The organism is Collinsella sp. AF19-1LB (assembly GCF_003459655.1).
GTDB lineage: Bacteria > Actinomycetota > Coriobacteriia > Coriobacteriales > Coriobacteriaceae > Collinsella.
Map to the genome: position 1 here is coordinate 4,720 of NZ_QRWO01000015.1, position 15,333 is coordinate 20,052.

At 61.3% G+C, this 15,333-nt stretch carries 10 protein-coding genes; 4 read left to right on the plus strand and 6 right to left on the minus strand.

Features of this window, described 5'->3' with window-relative positions:
* Positions 1–25: 25 nt before the first annotated feature.
* From DWX39_RS05600 to DWX39_RS05610, 3 genes are all read right to left on the minus strand, one after another.
* Positions 26–2,707, minus strand: coding sequence for an RNA helicase (locus DWX39_RS05600; protein WP_117758781.1), 2,682 nt, complete (start codon positions 2,705–2,707; stop codon positions 26–28).
* A gap of 311 nt (positions 2,708–3,018) precedes the next feature.
* Positions 3,019–3,858 (minus strand): tRNA (guanosine(46)-N(7))-methyltransferase TrmB, encoded by an 840-nt coding sequence (locus DWX39_RS05605; RefSeq protein ID WP_117758782.1) that lies wholly within the window; start codon positions 3,856–3,858, stop codon positions 3,019–3,021.
* 117 nt (positions 3,859–3,975) lie between these two features.
* A complete protein-coding gene (locus DWX39_RS05610) occupies positions 3,976–4,848 on the minus strand; it encodes a hypothetical protein (RefSeq protein ID WP_117758783.1) in 873 nt (290 codons plus the stop codon).
* A gap of 267 nt (positions 4,849–5,115) precedes the next feature.
* Here DWX39_RS05610 and DWX39_RS05615 point away from each other — a divergent pair, with 267 nt between their 5' ends.
* From DWX39_RS05615 to DWX39_RS05630, 4 genes are all read left to right on the plus strand, one after another.
* The gene (locus DWX39_RS05615; RefSeq protein WP_117758784.1) at positions 5,116–5,838 is read left to right on the plus strand and encodes a helix-turn-helix domain-containing protein; all 723 of its coding nucleotides are present in this window, start codon (positions 5,116–5,118) and stop codon (positions 5,836–5,838) included.
* Positions 5,838–6,734: a DUF4097 family beta strand repeat-containing protein gene (locus DWX39_RS05620; RefSeq protein WP_158562939.1), complete on the plus strand. Its 897-nt coding sequence runs from the start codon at positions 5,838–5,840 to the stop codon at positions 6,732–6,734. The genes DWX39_RS05615 and DWX39_RS05620 overlap by 1 nt, the downstream gene beginning before the upstream one ends.
* A gap of 98 nt (positions 6,735–6,832) precedes the next feature.
* Positions 6,833–8,740: an elongator complex protein 3 gene (locus DWX39_RS05625; protein WP_117758786.1), complete on the plus strand. Its 1,908-nt coding sequence runs from the start codon at positions 6,833–6,835 to the stop codon at positions 8,738–8,740.
* Entirely contained in the window at positions 8,741–9,619 is an 879-nt protein-coding gene (locus DWX39_RS05630; protein WP_117758787.1) for a spermidine synthase, read from the plus strand.
* 26 nt (positions 9,620–9,645) lie between these two features.
* Here DWX39_RS05630 and DWX39_RS05635 read toward each other — a convergent pair whose 3' ends face one another.
* The 3 genes from DWX39_RS05635 to DWX39_RS05645 form a co-directional block, all read right to left on the minus strand.
* Entirely contained in the window at positions 9,646–12,090 is a 2,445-nt protein-coding gene (locus DWX39_RS05635) for a DEAD/DEAH box helicase (RefSeq protein ID WP_117758788.1), read from the minus strand.
* A gap of 116 nt (positions 12,091–12,206) precedes the next feature.
* A complete protein-coding gene (locus DWX39_RS05640; RefSeq protein WP_117758789.1) occupies positions 12,207–13,511 on the minus strand; it encodes an ATP-binding protein in 1,305 nt (434 codons plus the stop codon).
* Positions 13,504–15,258, minus strand: a complete 1,755-nt coding sequence (locus tag DWX39_RS05645; RefSeq protein WP_233508868.1) for a TerB N-terminal domain-containing protein — start codon at positions 15,256–15,258, stop codon at positions 13,504–13,506. The genes DWX39_RS05640 and DWX39_RS05645 overlap by 8 nt, the downstream gene beginning before the upstream one ends.
* Between the last annotated feature and the right edge of the window lie 75 nt (positions 15,259–15,333).

Below are 15,333 nucleotides of genomic sequence, written 5' to 3' on the forward strand. Positions count from 1 at the left end.
GCTTCGTTTCGTTCCATTATGTTGGCTAGTCTTCGAGCAAGTCCTCGATAAAGCCGACGCGGTAGTTCTTGAAGATGACCTCGCCACCGTCTTGCGTGGCGTCCAGATCGACATCGCCCATGATGCCAAAGTCGTGGTCGCCGTCCTCGTCGGCAAAAATCTGGTGCACGTGCCACACGTGGAGCGCCTTCTCGTCGGACTCGTCGATCGAGAACATAGCAGAGGAGCGCGCGTCGCCGTCGGTGAGAATCTCCTCGTGCTGCTCGTGGTAAGCGTCGAGTGCTTTTTGCCAGCGGATCTCGCTCATGCCCCAGTCGTCGTCGAGTTCGCCCAGGTCGCGCACATGCTCGCGGGCGGCAAGAGTCACGCGGCGGAAGAGCGCGTTGCGCACCAACAGCGTGCAGCCGCGACGGTCCGCCACGACCTCGTCGATGCCCTGCGGCGGCGCGGCGTCGAGGGCTGCCGGGTTGCCAGCGTTTTCCCACTCGTCTACCAAGCTCGAGTCGACCGAGCGCACCACAAAGCCCAGCCACGAGATAATGTCGCGCAGGCGCTCGTCGCGCTTCTCGATGGGTACGGTGCGGTCGAGCGAACGGTAAGCCTCTGCCAGGTAGCGCAGCAAAATGCCCTCGGAGCGGGCGATGCCGAGCTTTTGAATGTAGCCCTTAAAATCGCTCGCGCTTTCCAGCATATCGCGCAGGACGCTCTTGGGAGAGAGCTGGTAGTCGTTTGCCCAGGGTACTTCCTGGCAGTACTTGTCAAAAGCGGCGTCGAGCAAATCCTCGAGCGGCTTTTCGTACGTGACGTCTTGAATGCGCTCCAGACGCTCCTCATACTCGATGCCGTCGGCCTTCATCTCGGCCATAGCTCGATCGCGTGCGGCACGCTCCTGCGCACGCAGCACTTGCTTGGGATCTTCGAGCGTCGCCTCGACCATTGAGATTAAATCCATGGTATAGGTCTCACTCTCGGGGTCGAGCAGCTCCAGCGCGGCAAGCAAAAACGGCGAGAGCGGCTGGTCGAGCGCAAAGTCCTCGGGCAGGTCGACCGTCAGCGCGTAGTCGATATCCGGCGCGGCGTCAGTCGGGGCGTCGGGTGCGGGCGGCACCTCGGTGCGCACGACGACGCCGGAATCGATGAGCGTGGCGAAGATTTCGTCGGCGCGAACCTCGAGCTTTTCCTTTTCCTCGGGCGTTTGCAGGCTTGTCTCGATGAGGTCGTGCACGCGGGCGCGAGCGTTGCCGCCCCGCTCGACCACGCTAATCACCATGGAGTGCGTGATGCGCAGGCGCGGCTTGAGCGTTTCGGGCTGCGTCTCGATCAGGCGCTCGAACGTCTGCTTGTTCCAGGTGACAAAGCCCTCGGGGGCCTTCTTCTTTTTAATCTTGCGGAGCTTTTTGGGGTCGTCGCCCGCCTTGGCCATAAGCTTGGCATTCTCGATCTCGTGCTCGGGTGCCTCGGCGATGACCATGCCCTCGGTATCGAAGCCCGAGCGACCGGCGCGACCGGCAATCTGATGGAACTCACGGGCGCGCAGGCGACGCATCTTGTAGCCGTCGAATTTGGTGAGCGCGGTGAGCACCACGGTATGGATGGGCACGTTGATGCCGACGCCGAGCGTATCGGTGCCGCAGATGACGGGCAACAGGCCCTGCTGCGCCAAGCGCTCGACCAGCAGGCGATAGCGCGGCAGCATACCGGCGTGGTGCACGCCGACGCCGCAGCCGAGCAAGCGCTTGAGGATCTTGCCAAAAGCCGTGGAGAAGCTCGTGCCTTTGGCGGCTTCCTTAATAGCCTTGCGCTGCTCCTTGCTGGCAATGCCAAAGTTGGCGAGGGATTGCGCCGTTGCAAGGGCGGCATCCTGGCTAAAGTGTACGATATAGAGCGGGGCCTCGCCGCGGCGCATGGCGAGCTCGACGGTGCCCTCGAGCGAGGTCGTCACATAGTCGTAGCTCAGCGGAACAGGACGCGGGGCATCGACGACCAAGTCGCAGGTAGCGCCGGTGTGTTCCTCGAGCGAAGCGGCGATCGCGGTGACATCGCCGAGCGTGGCGCTCATGAGCATGAATTGCGTGTGAGGCAGGGTGAGCAGCGGCACCTGCCAGGCCCAACCGCGATCGGGGTCGGCAAAGTAGTGGAACTCGTCCATGGCCACGCAGCCTACGTCGGCGCCCTCGCCCTCGCGGAGTGCATCGTTGGCAAGGATTTCGGCCGTGCAGCAGATGACGGGCGCCTTGGTGTTGATATGCGTGTCGCCGGTGATCATGCCGACGTTATCGCGGCCGAGCACCTGTACCAGATCGAAGAACTTCTCGCTGACCAGAGCCTTGATAGGAGCCGTGTAATAGCAACGTTTGCCCTGCGCCATGCCCATAAAGAGCATGCCCAGCGCGACAAGCGACTTGCCCGATCCGGTCGGTGTTCCCAAAATGACGTGATCGCCGGCAGCCAGGTCCATGAGGGCCTCTTCTTGGTGGTCCCACAGCTCAATACCGCGATTGCTCGTCCATTCAAAGAATCGCTCGAAGGCCTGGTCGGGCGTGAGCCATGGCTCGGGCTCGCTGCCGTCTTCGGGTTCCCACCAGGTGGGGGAGAGCGCGCCGAGCGAACCGAACTCTGCCTCGGTTCCCGTGCCGCCCGAGAATGAACTGGCAGCGCCGGCGCCGGAAACGGTGTTGGCAGCGGTATCTGTCGTGGTCTGTACCATGTGTGGTTGCTTTCTCTCGCGTTTGTCCGCCAACTATTATGGCGTAGCAACGATGCAGGGCGCCGGCACGCGAGAAAATGCAGGAAATGGGCGTTCTGCCCAGCCGTTTGGTGCAGTTGCCAGCTAAGTGAGTAGGCTTTTTGCAATATCGCGAGCACATGGCTTTTGCGCAAGCGCTCTACCTGCGGTTTTAGTTTTCGCTATGCGGGTTGTGCTTGGCTATTGCAAAAAAGTCTACTCACTTAGGCTCGAGGGTCGTTCGTTGGCGCCTATTCGCGCTTGTTTGCCGACGCCGCGACCATCAGAAGCCCCTAGGACTCCTGCGGTAAGCGCTTCTTGCCCTTGCGGGCGCGGTTTCTAAAGTTCTCGACGGCTTCTTCCATGCCCAGAGGCACATAGGCGAGCTCATCGAGGTTATCGGGCAGGTAGCAGGCTAGGCTTTGCTCCTGCGCGCGGCCCGCCGCGAGCTGTTCATCGCTGGGCTGCGCGCCGGGTGTGGCGCAAATGCCATAGACGGCGGCGCCCATCTCGCGCGTGCGGCATTCATATTCGGTCTCGGGGTACTCGGGATGGTCGCGGCGCACGTCGTCACTTGTCCAAAGCGTGTCGTAGCCGGCCGCGGCAAACTGCCCCAGGGCGTAGTCGCGCAATGGCTTGCTGTCGGTTCGCAGGGTGACGGTGGCGCCGGCTGCAAGGAGCGGGCGGTAGAGCATCAGATGGTCGACATGGACGAGTCGTTTTTTGGCGTACTTGGCCTTGGGTTGCGGCGTGGGAAAGTTGATGGTGATGGCATCGAGCTCACCTGCGGCAAATAGCTGCGGCAGCGATGCGGCGCCTCGGGGCAGGACGAGTGCGTTGGTCAGTTTCTGCTCGCAGATTTTCTGCGCGGCATAGGCGATGCAGATGGGCTCCTGGTCCATACCGATAAAGAGGGTGTTTGGCTCGCGGACTGCGCGCTCTACAAGGTACGTTCCCTTGCCACAGCCAAGATCCAGGTGAAGGTGCTCGAAGGGCTTGCTGCCAACTGGCGCGCAGGCCTTGCGCCAATCTCCGGCATAGGCCTCGGGGTTCGTCTCAATCGCATCGGCGTAGCGCTCCAGGCGCTCCTCGAGCACAAAGTTCTTAGGCGTGCGAACGTGGACGGCTCCCATGAGGCTCCTTGGTCATAAGTATGGAACGCATAGCTACGCGTTCCGTCAATGGGTTGAAAAGGGCGGGCATAGCTTGCCCAAAAGATGCGATGCGGCTCGGCGGCGAGTCGTCGGTGCCTACAGGCGCTTGAGAATCACATAGCGGTTGAGCTCGCCGCTGCGACCGTCAGCATGGAAGCGCTCAAGCTCGCGCACGGGAACCTCGCCGCTCTTGTAGAACGTGCGGACACCGCGCACCAGGTCGGTGATCTGCTGATCGTCAAAGTGATGGCAATAGCGGTAGGCGTGGCGGTCGTTTTGCCAGCCAATGAGGTGGTCACCGGCTTCAAACTGCGCGGAATCGTAACCCTCAAACGGCGGGGTGAGCTCGGCGCGGGCCTCGGCGCGAACAGCCTTGCGCGCCATGCGCTCGTCGTTCATAAACTCCCAAAAGCTGATGGCGATGATGCCGCCCGGGCGCGTCTGGCGCACCAGGGCGTCGAGCACGCGTACGCGGTACTCGCACGACGGCACATGGTGCATAAAGCCAAAGCAGACCGAGATGTCGGCGAGCGGGGCGTCGAAAAGCACGTCGGGTGTCTCGGCGGGGTTGAGCTTCATAAGGGCGTCGAGTACGTCGAGTTCCTGGAAGTGCAGGTTGGGAATGCGCAGGGCGTGGCCGCGTGCATCGATGGCCAGGTCCTGGCACGAGTCGACACCATAGAACTCGAAGGGGCAGCTGGCGTCTGCCGAGGGGCTCGTGCCGTCCACGCCTTTGGCAGCCAGCGTGCCGCCGGCGGCAAAGTTCTCGAAGCGCATGTTGCCGCAGGCAAGGTCGAAGACGCGGACGGGATGCTCGATCGTGGCGACGTCGAGCTGCTCGAGCGCAATGTCCATGGTGCGCACCCAGCCGGGCCACGGGGCCTGACGCGTATCGGAAAAGGAGGCGGAGTGCTCGCGATAGAACGTGTTGTTGAGCTGGATGAGCGATGAGGCGAAATCGCGGTTCACGGCGCGGAACTCCCTCCGTTGGCGGTGCGGAATAAACAGTACGACCATACTACCGTTAACGCCGCAACGGGGACAACCGGGCTAGGTGCCATTGCTTCGTTTGGACACATTTCCGCAGCTCATATGCACCCGCAACCGCCGGTTGTCAAAAATCTCACTAGAATAGGTGGCATGCTTTTGGCGGTGGCGGATAGATTTTTAACTGTGCAAGGCGCCTTAAGAACAAAAACGGTCCGGCGGCACGGCTGGCATCACATAGGAGGAACCATGAATGTAGAAACTGCGCAGCGGCTCGCCGACCTTCGTCGCAGCAAGGGTTTTAGCCAAGAAGGGCTGGCACGAAAGCTGGGACTGTCGCGCCAGGCGGTCAGCAAATGGGAGCGCGCGGAGAGCTCGCCCGATACCGAGAATCTGATCTCGCTCGCCAAACTCTATGGCGTGAGCCTGGACGAGCTGCTCAATCCGAGCGATGAGATCGAGGACGATATCGAGTTTGAGAACAAGGACCGCGCCCGTCAGCGCGAGGCCGAGGCGGCGGAGCGCGCCCGCACCCATGAGGCGGCGGCACGCGCCACGGAGGCAGCTACGCAGGCAAGTGATGCCGCGGCCAAGGCGGCGCAGGCGGCGAGTTGGAGTGCGCAGGCCGCCAATGCCGCTACGGCGCAGGCGACGAGTGGCGCCGCGGTTGGCTCGACTCCGGTGAAGGGCCCGTTCCAGTCGTTCCCGTATTGGGCCGTGTGCTGGCTGCTGTTCTTTTTGCTGATGTTCCTGTTTGGTGCCGGTCCCTTTGCCGCGCTGATCTTCTTTACGATTCCCATCTATCACTGGGTGGCGCGTGCGCTCGATGGCGATTGGGCGCGCGGGGATATTCAGGTTGGCCCGGCGTCGGTGGCGATCAAGGCCCAGGGGAAGGATACTTCTGCGGAACCTGATGCTGGCGTGGCTACCGCGGCCACCGCTGAGCCATGTGCCAAAGAGGGTGATGAATGATGAAGCTTTCGCATGAATCCAAGGTACGCTTGGGCGTTGGCATCGGAGCGTTCGTGTTTATCATCGGGCTTGTCTTTGGCACTTCGCGGCTATTGGCTCATTCCGATATGGTGCGTACAACCGGTATTCTATCTGGCCATTTGTCTGATTTTGACGATATGTTTGACGACGATGATCTCTTGGATAGCGGTAACTATTCCGCTCGGCCTCAACAGCTTTCGAGCGAAACGTTTGATGCCGACGCGTTCACATCGCTTGACTTGGACGTGACGTCGGGCACGGTCGAGGTTAAATGTGTCTCTGGCGGCCCGGTGCGTGTTATCGAAAGCGGCCGCGTTGCGAAGGGAACGTCTGCTTCTGATGCGGCTACCCGGAACCTTGCTGAGGTCAAGGGATCTACGCTCAAGATCAGTCAGTTCGACTACGATGATAAGCGCGCGATTGACCGCACAATTACCATTGAGCTGCCGCGAGATGTTGCGGATAACCTGGTGGGCATTACGGCGAATGTAGGGTCGGGCGACCTGGCGGTCGCGGACATTGCGTGCCATGATCTGGATATAACGTTGAATTCGGGAGACGTTGAGTTTACGGGCACCGTGACCGACACCCTGAATGCCGAGGTTGGTTCGGGTGACATGACGTTCGAGCTCTACCAGGCGCCCGCGAAGTCGATGGACGTGAGCGTGGGCTCGGGCGACGTGGAGATGACGGTTCCGAGCTCGACGGGCTTTAAGGCGAGCCTCACCGTGGGCAGCGGCGACTTCGAGAGCGATTTCCTTCCGCTTGGCTACGATGGCGAGACCATATTGAATCTTGAATTCGACAACGGCGATAAGTCTGCCACGTATCGTTTTGAGGTCGGTTCGGGCGACATGTCGTTTGATCCAGAGTGACGGGTGGTTATCGAAGACTTATAAACCATAGACGCGCTGTTTGATGGAGGCGCCGGAGCCGTGACGGGCTTCGGGGCCTTTGCCTTTACAATGGGGGCATGGAACAGATTATCTTGAACATACTCGAGGCCCTGCGTTGCGGCGAGACCGTAGACGACAAGGCGCTCGTCAAACTGATACATGCCGAGGCGCGCCGCGAGGGTGCCGACAAACGCGATTTGGCCAAGCGCCGTCTGCTGCCGTTCTACCAGCGGGTTAAACGTGAGGAGCCGGCTCGTTGGGCTGGATGGAATGTCGATGCGGAGCTGGAGCGTCAACTGCTGCAGGTGCTACGCATGAAGCCTCGTCGCACGGCTTCGGGCGTGGCGACCATTACCGTCATCACCAAGCCCTGGCCGTGCTCGGGCGATTGCCTGTTTTGCCCCAACGACCTGCGCATGCCTAAAAGCTATCTGCACGCCGAGCCGGCATGCGCCCGTGCGGAGCAAAACTGCTTCGACCCGTATCTGCAGGTGAGCGCTCGCCTGACCGCGCTTTCGCAGATGGGTCATGCGACCGATAAAATCGAGCTTATTGTGCTTGGCGGTACCTGGAGCGACTATCCGCAAGGGTATCAGACGTGGTTTATGTTGGAGCTCTTCCGTGCGCTCAATGATGATGCGGTGGCGGGCGTGGCGGCAAATCCCATGTTGGCGCGTCCGGGCATCAGTCGTGCCGAGGCGGGGCGCCTGCTCGACGATGCGCCCGCCGATGCCCTGCCGCCGGTGGTGGCGGGGCGTCGCGAGCGCTACCGGGCTGCCGGCATTGCGACAGACGAGGCCGAGCTCGCGAGCGGTGTTGCAGGAGAGCAGGAGCGCGTGGATGTTGCTGTGGGCGGCTACAACCGTGCGGTGCGTCGTCTGTACGGCCCTGGCACGCCGTGGGGCGAGGTTGCCGAGTGGCAGGCGGCAACGATGGAGGAACTTGAGCGTCAGCAGCGCATCAACGAGACGGCGAAGCATCGCGTGGTGGGGCTCGTTATCGAGACACGTCCCGATGCCGTAACGCCGCAGGCCCTCACACTTATCCGCCGCTTGGGCTGCACCAAGATTCAGATGGGTATTCAGAGTCTTGACCAGCATCTACTCGATATCAACGAGCGCCGCATTTCGGTGGCGCAGATCGAGCGGGCGTTTTCGCTCGCGCGCCTGTTTGGCTTTAAGATCCACGCGCACTTTATGCTCAACTTGCTGGGCGCCACGCCTGATGGGGACAAGCGCGACTACGAGCGCTTTATGACCGAGGGCGCCTTTATGCCCGACGAGGTCAAGGTCTACCCGTGCGCGCTCATCGAGGGCTCGCGTCTGGTGGGCTGTTACGAGCGTGGCGAGTGGCGCCCCTATACCGAGGACGAGCTGCTCGATGTGTTGGCCGACGACATCGTGGTGACGCCGGCGTTCTGCCGCATCAGCCGCATGATCCGCGACTTTAGCTCCGACGACATCATGGTGGGCAACAAGAAACCCAACCTGCGTCAGCTCGTCGAGAACCGCCTGGCTGCTCGGGGGGATGGTGCGACGGTGCGCGAGATTCGCTATCGCGAGATCAGCACGGCTGGTGCCGACTTGGATGAGCTATCTCTTGATGAGGAGGTAGCATACGAGACGCCGGTGACGCACGAGCGCTTTTTGCAGTGGGTGACGCCGCAGGGCAAGATCGCGGGCTTTTTGCGGTTGTCGCTGCCCGACCATTCGTTTGTTGCCGCGCATGCAGACGAGTTGCCGACGACGCCGGACGAGGCGATGATTCGCGAGGTACACGTGTATGGCATGGCGGCACGCGTGGGGGATCAGGGCCAGGCGGCGCAGCATCACGGGTTGGGACGTTTGCTCGTAGAGCGTGCGTGCGAGATTGCCCGGGATGCTGGTTATGCACGTATCAACGTGATTAGCGCGATTGGCACACGCGAGTACTATCGCCATCTTGGATTTTATGACCATGGCCTTTATCTGCAAAAGGAGCTCTAGATGAACAAGCCGAGTGTTTCTGCCGGCGTCGTTGCCGGCGTTGCTCTGGGAGCCGCGGCGCTTGGTGCGGCCGCTGTCGCTGTTCGTGCTGCCTGTCTGCAGGTTGCGCGAACCCGCAATGGGTTGGCGCGCGTGAAGCGCATGCACGATGAGGGCGGTGACGAGGTCCGTGTGCTCGTGCAGGGCGGCGTCTACCAAAGCGCGAGCTATGCTGGCGATCGTTGGGCGGAGCCGGTCTTTGCGTACTATCGTGCATTTGACGATGTGTTTGAGGCCGAGGACGCAATGCGTGATGCTTACGGGCATGGTATCGACCGTATGCTCATGCTGGGCGGCGGTGGGTTTGCCTATCCCAAGTTCGCGTTGATGTCGCACGAGAGTTTGCGCATGGACGTTATCGAGTATGACGGAGAGATTACGCGCCTGGCGCGCCGCTGGTTCTACCTGGACGAGCTGGAGCGCGCGGTGGGCGACCGCTTGCGGGTGATTACCGCTGAGGCGCGTTCGTACCTGGGCGTGATGAGCGTGGGCCATCGTCGCTACGACGTGGTCGTGAGCGATTGCTTTGGCGGTGTCGAGCCCGTGCGCGAGCTGGCGACGGTTGAGGCGTTGCGTTTGGTGCGAGGCAGCCTGAACCCCGGGGGCATCTATGTTGCCAATATCGTGAGTGCGAACAGGGGGAGCGACGTGACGTTCCTGCGCGATTGCGTTGCCGCGGCACTCGAGGTATTCGCCCACGCCTGGGTGGTCCCATGCGGCGATGCGGAGTTCGGCGGCGAGGAGAACTACCTGCTCATCGCCAGCGACGGCGACTATGTCTTTGCCGAAGCTGTGCCCTTCGACACCGACTTCCTCGGCACCGTCCTTCACGACAAGTAAGTCTCTCCGTCCCAAAAAGACGGGTCTTAGGCGTGGTCGCTCCAGCTGCGGACACGCTGCTTCATGCCCTCTATGTCGAGCACGCCTTCGGCAAAGCCCTTGCGCACGAGCTCTTCGGGAACAAACTCGTCGTAGCGGTCAAAATAAGGCACCTCGCCGGGATAGACGAGCTCGATGGGATCGAAGTCCTTCTCGGCCTCGGCGGCGAGCACCTCAAAGAACGTCTCCTCGTCGGCCTTCATCTTAAACTGCATAAAGTACGGGCGTGATGGGTCGAGTCCGCGAAGGCCCAACTCCGCGGCACATTTAATCTTGAGCATGCGCTCGAGGGCCAAAAAGGCGTAGCTGCCCAGCCAGGGGAAGAGCACCCAGGTATCGCCGCCCAGGTTAATGAGCGGTTTAGTTCCCGCGCCCGAAATCTCGGCCGTATGACGAGCCTGCGCAAGGCGGGCCCGTGCGTTACCCATAAGGTACGGATACGCGGCGTGTTCGTTGAGCGCCTTGCGCATGCGCTCGAGTACGTGTGTATTGATGTCACCGGGACAGTCGCCAAAGTAGGCCGGCACCCGGCCCTTGACCTGCGTGGCAAAGACGGTATGACGCTTCCAGTCCACTTCCTCGACAATCCAGCAGTGTCCGGCGATGGCGATGCGCTCACCGGGCGGTGGCGGATTGACGATCGTGCCCAACTCGGCCGACTCGCTGCGAACGGTGAACTCCTCGTTTTCCTGGAACACGGCGTAAAACTTAAAGTTGTTAATGATGCGCTCGCCCGCGAGGCCCACAATGAGCCCACCGCCCTCGGTGACCTGGATGTGGTCGATCTTGATGAGGTGGCGCAGCAGTACGCGATAGTCATCGGCCGAGACGCGGTGGAAATAGCTGAGCGTGAGCACGCGCTGGGCAAGTTCGGCAGGCGTGAGTTCGCCGGTGCTGGCGAGGGTCGACATGGTCTGGTGATAGAGCAGGCTGTAGGGGAGTCGATCGAGCTCGGGCGGCTCGACCCACTTTTCCTCGCGATAGAGTTGTACGAGCGCGATGCCCTGGAGGAGCTTCCAAGGTATCGTTTCAGGCATCATCGTGCGCGGCTCGGGCTCTTCCTCGCGCATGACAAACCACATCTCGGGCGGAAGATCGCGGCGTCCCGTGCGCCCCATGCGCTGCAAAAAGGAGCTGACGGTAAACGGTGCATCGATCTGGAACGCGCGCTCCAGGCGACCGATATCAATGCCGAGCTCCAGCGTGGAGGTGGTGACGGTTGTCTGTGCCTGTTCCTCGTCGCGCATGAGCTCTTCTGCCGTCTCGCGTAGCGATGCCGAGAGGTTGCCGTGATGGATAAGGAAGCGGTCGGGCTCGTGCCGGCTCTCGCAGTAGCTACGCAGCATGGAGCATACGGCCTCTGCCTCCTCGCGCGAGTTGGCAAAGACCAAGCACTTTCGGCCGCGCGTGTGCTCAAAGATATATCCCATACCGGGGTCGGCGTTGTCTGGTGCTGTATCGGTGGGGTTGAGTAATGCCTGTTCGGGTGCTTGGGGGATGTCGACTTCGCCCTCGGGGGCCGAGGAAGCTTGGCGGTCCTTGGGAGCGGCCTTGCCCTGTGCCCGCTCACGACGTTGACGGCGCTCCTCTTGTGTGAGCTGTCCGCTGTGACGCATGTCTTGGGCGCCGGCGGGCAGTGCCGCGGATGCCGCCGCATCGATGCGCTCGCACGCAAGCACTTCGGCCTCTTGAGGACCTGTACCCATGAATCCCCGCTGCTGCGCCTGGGGGCCCGAGTTGTAGAAGTGCTCCATGGAGATGCGCCACACGCGGCGCGGTTCTTCAAAGCGGGGGATAACGCAGTCGCGCCCCGTTCCCTGTGAGAGAAAAGCGCCCGTGCGCTCGGGGTCGCCGATGGTAGCCGAAAGGCCAATGCGGCGAGGCTGCACGCCGGCCATGCGCGAGAGTCGCTCGATAAGGCAGAGCGTTTGCCCGCCACGGTCGCCGCGCATGAGCGAGTGGACCTCATCGATGACCACGTAGCGCAGGTCGCAAAACATGCGCGGGATCGCCATGTGCTTATGGATTAAAAGCGCTTCGAGTGACTCGGGTGTAATCTGCAGGATGCCGCTCGGTTTTTTAATGAGCTTAGCCTTGTGCGACTGCGAGACATCGCCATGCCAGTGCCAGACAGGGATATCGGCCTCTTCGCAGAGGTCGTTGAGGCGGACGAACTGATCATTGATGAGCGCTTTGAGGGGGCCGATGTAGAGGGCGCCCACGCTCGCGGGCGGGTTCTCCCAAAACTCGGTCAGGATGGGAAAGAAGGCTGCCTCGGTTTTGCCGGAAGCTGTGGATGCCGTTAGGAGTACATTGTCTTGTGTGTTAAAGATGGCATCTGCCGCCGCAACCTGGATAGAGCGCAGACTCTCCCAATCGTGGGAGTAGATGAAGTCTTGGATAAACGGAGCATATCGGTCAAAGGCGTTCACGGGGCCTCCCCTCAAATACGAACCTCTCAATGCGGTTGGCAATGGTTTGCTGCATTGCTGTCTCAACGTTTGTGCAGATAAAAGCTGCCAAAATAGACCTGTCCCTTTTTGGCAGGTTAGATGGTGAATTCGGCGAAGTTGCGGTCGCCGTCTGCGGTGCCGGTGTCGCCTGTTGCGGCTGCCGGTGCCAGCGCGTCGCCGCCGACGCTTTGCAGCAACTCGGCCACGTTTGCATCGGGGTTCTGGCACAGGATATCGAGCAGCTCGATAAAGTCACGGATGACCTCACGCGGCGTCAGGTGCGTATCGGCTCCCACGCGGCCAAACTCAATCTTGAGAAAGTCTACCAAGTCGTTCTCGGTAAGCGTGGGCGTCCAGCCAAAGTATCCGGCATGGATCTGCATGAGTTTTTCGATCAGCACCAGCAACTCCTCGTAGGTGAGTGGCTGCAGGCGGATGATGGGCGCGAGCATGTCCTTAAGGTCCTCGCGTGCAAAGCGGCCCTGAGCGAGTCGACTTCGCAGGGCCTCGTAGGAGAACACGCCACGGCGGCGGTCTTCGATGGAGGTTGGCGTGCCGCCCATGATCATGCCCAGGTACTGCGCCTTGCCCTGGAGCGTGTCGTTGTACATGGTCAGGATCTTCTCGTAGTTGTATTGGCGCGTGATGGCGTTGGGAATCTTATACAGATTCACGAGCTCGTCGATGAGCACCAGCATGCCCTTGTAGCCGCTGCAGACCAAAAAGCGCGCAATGAGCTTAACGTAGTCGTACCAGTCGTCATCGCTGATGATGGTCGAGGAGCCCAGCTCGGCGCGTGCCTCACTCTTGGTGCGGTACTCGCCGCGAATCCATTTGGTCACGCGGCTCATAGCTTCTTCGTCGCCCTCGGATACGGCCGCGCGGTAGCGGCGGAGCATGCGGGCGAAGTCGAAGCCGTGGACCATTTCCTCGAGTGGGGCCAGTTGGGCATTGACGGCAGACTCGTCGGCATCGGCACACGAGGCGACCCAGCGATCCAGGATAAGGTTGAGCGCACCGCCCTCGGGGCGCGTCTTGGTCGATATGTTGCGGATGAGCTCACGGTAGGTGGCAAGGCCCTGTCCCTGGCCGCCCTGCAGACGGCGCTCAGGGGATAGGTCGGCATCGGCCACGACGAATCCCTCGCCCATGGCGTGCGTGCGGATGGTCTGGAGCAAAAAGCTCTTGCCGGCGCCGTAGCGACCGACTAGGAAACGGAAGCTTGCGCCGCCATCGGCGATGAGGCTCAGGTCGGTGAGCAGAGCACGGATCTCGACCTCGCGCCCCACGGTGATATAGGGAAGGCCGATGCGCGGGACCACGCCGCCCTTGAGCGAGTTGAGAATGACGGCGGCGACGCGCTTGGGCACGCGGGGTGCTGCGGATGCGGTATCACTCATGGTCTAGGTATCCTCTCACGTCTGCTTCGTAGTCCTCGATAATCTGCGGTCCTGCTGAGCCAAATTCAATAACGGTGTCGCCCACCAGGTCAAAGAGCGCTTCGTTGATGCTATCGACGAGCATGTCCTCACTCTTGCCCGACTGTGCCACCGCCAATGTGGCCTGCGCCGTGTTCCGCTCGAGGAGCGCGCGAAGGAAGGCATCTGCGGCGGGCGCGAGTTCGGTTGCGGTGCCAGCGGGTGCAGTCGATACGACCACTGGCGTCGGTGCGAGGAGCGGTGCCACGACGCCAAACTGTTCGGTGGAAATGGTTGGCTCGTCGGCTTCGTTGCGCTCCGTGGGCGCCGCGATCGGCTCGACCATCACGCCGGCCGCGGGTTTGGCTTCCGGCTGCTCGGAGCCCTCCGTATCGACCTCTGTGGGCACATCGTCCTCGCGCTCCTCATCAATTAAAAGTGCCTCACGTGTTTGTGCGGCGGCGCTCCGAATGTGTCCCAGCTGACTCAGGTCGATATCGATCTTGACGGGCTGGTGCGCGGCGTCCCACGAAAGCCATGCCACGATCTCGTCGTCGATGATCTTGGCCAGATATTTGGGGACCTTCTCCTCCTTCAGGGGGTGGGTGGGGTCTAGGGCCAGGCGCAGGCGTTGGTCGCAGGCGCGCATCATCTCGCCAAGCTTGCTGCTCTTTTGCCTGCTGCCGTGAATCCGCATGCATTCCCAAAAACCGTTTTGGCAACGGTAGATATGGATGGGATCCAAGCGGTATTCGCAGTCTTCGTGGCGATTGGGCGCAAAGAACACGGCCGAGGCAAACATGGTATAGGGCATGGCCGTCTCCTCCCCAAACAAGCTCGCCACGATACCGGTCTTTCGGTGCGTGTCATAGTAGCGCGCCATACGGACATACACGGCGCATGCCACGTGGCGCAGGTCGCGATGGTGGCTGCGATCGAGCCGTGAGTTATTGAGGTTATACGTGGAGAGGGCGTTGATGGCGGCCATGAGTCGCTCCTCGCGAGCCTCGTCGGGCGGAAGGGGGAGCGTGGGCTCGGAGTTCTTGCGACGCGCGGGCGCCAGGTCCGACGGTGCTGGTGCAAGGTCTCGAGCCGAGCGCCGCAGCTCGATAAGGGCGTTGTCGAACATGACGGTTTTAGAATCACGAAGCAGCTTGGGGTCGAGTCCGTGGAACACGGCGTAGTCCTGCAGCCACACGCGTGCGAACCGGTCGATGCCGGGTTCAAAGGCGCGATAGGCATCCCAAAAGGCCTTGATTTTGTTAAAACCATCGAGTGGGTCATCTACGCCAATGCCGCAGATCAGCTCATAGAGATACAGAAAGGCAAAGGACGTAGACGTTTCCTCGACGGTTCCGCGGCGCACTTGGGTGCGCCAGGTAAAATAGCCGCGCAGCTGCCGATCGCTCATGGCGTTATAGGTGGGAAAGTACGACTTGAATGTGCCGTTGTAGGGACAGTCGTCCTCAAAGTCGGCCATCAGCAGGCCTTGGCGGTAGAAAAGCTCGGCTTCCGAAAGCCAACGTCCCGCGCCACCCTTGGGGTCTTCTTGCCAACGCGATATCTCACGCATTTTGCGGTACTGGTCGGGAAGGAAGTTCTGCATCTGACGACCGGTTTTGAGAATCGGCTCGTCAGCATAGACTTCGTTTGAGAAGCGAGCAGACTGATGGGTCCGGGCCTCGGCCATAATGCGCTCGATGAGCATCTTGATGTCCTGGTCGGCCACCGTTTCTCCTCTCCTAACGCAGCTTCGGTGACCTCATATCATAGCACAGCATCAAACAGGTGTTCGAGATACCGT

Bases quoted from the DNA above. Each gene is read 5' to 3' on its own strand.
- DWX39_RS05640 (WP_117758789.1), bottom strand. From the start codon at position 13,511: ATGAGTGATACCGCATCCGCAGCACCCCGCGTGCCCAAGCGCGTCGCC.
- DWX39_RS05630 (WP_117758787.1), top strand. From the start codon at position 8,741: ATGAACAAGCCGAGTGTTTCTGCCGGCGTCGTTGCCGGCGTTGCTCTG.
- DWX39_RS05625 (WP_117758786.1), top strand. From the start codon at position 6,833: ATGGAACAGATTATCTTGAACATACTCGAGGCCCTGCGTTGCGGCGAG.
- DWX39_RS05620 (WP_158562939.1), top strand. From the start codon at position 5,838: ATGAAGCTTTCGCATGAATCCAAGGTACGCTTGGGCGTTGGCATCGGA.
- DWX39_RS05600 (WP_117758781.1), bottom strand. From the start codon at position 2,707: ATGGTACAGACCACGACAGATACCGCTGCCAACACCGTTTCCGGCGCC.
- DWX39_RS05605 (WP_117758782.1), bottom strand. From the start codon at position 3,858: ATGGGAGCCGTCCACGTTCGCACGCCTAAGAACTTTGTGCTCGAGGAG.
- DWX39_RS05615 (WP_117758784.1), top strand. From the start codon at position 5,116: ATGAATGTAGAAACTGCGCAGCGGCTCGCCGACCTTCGTCGCAGCAAG.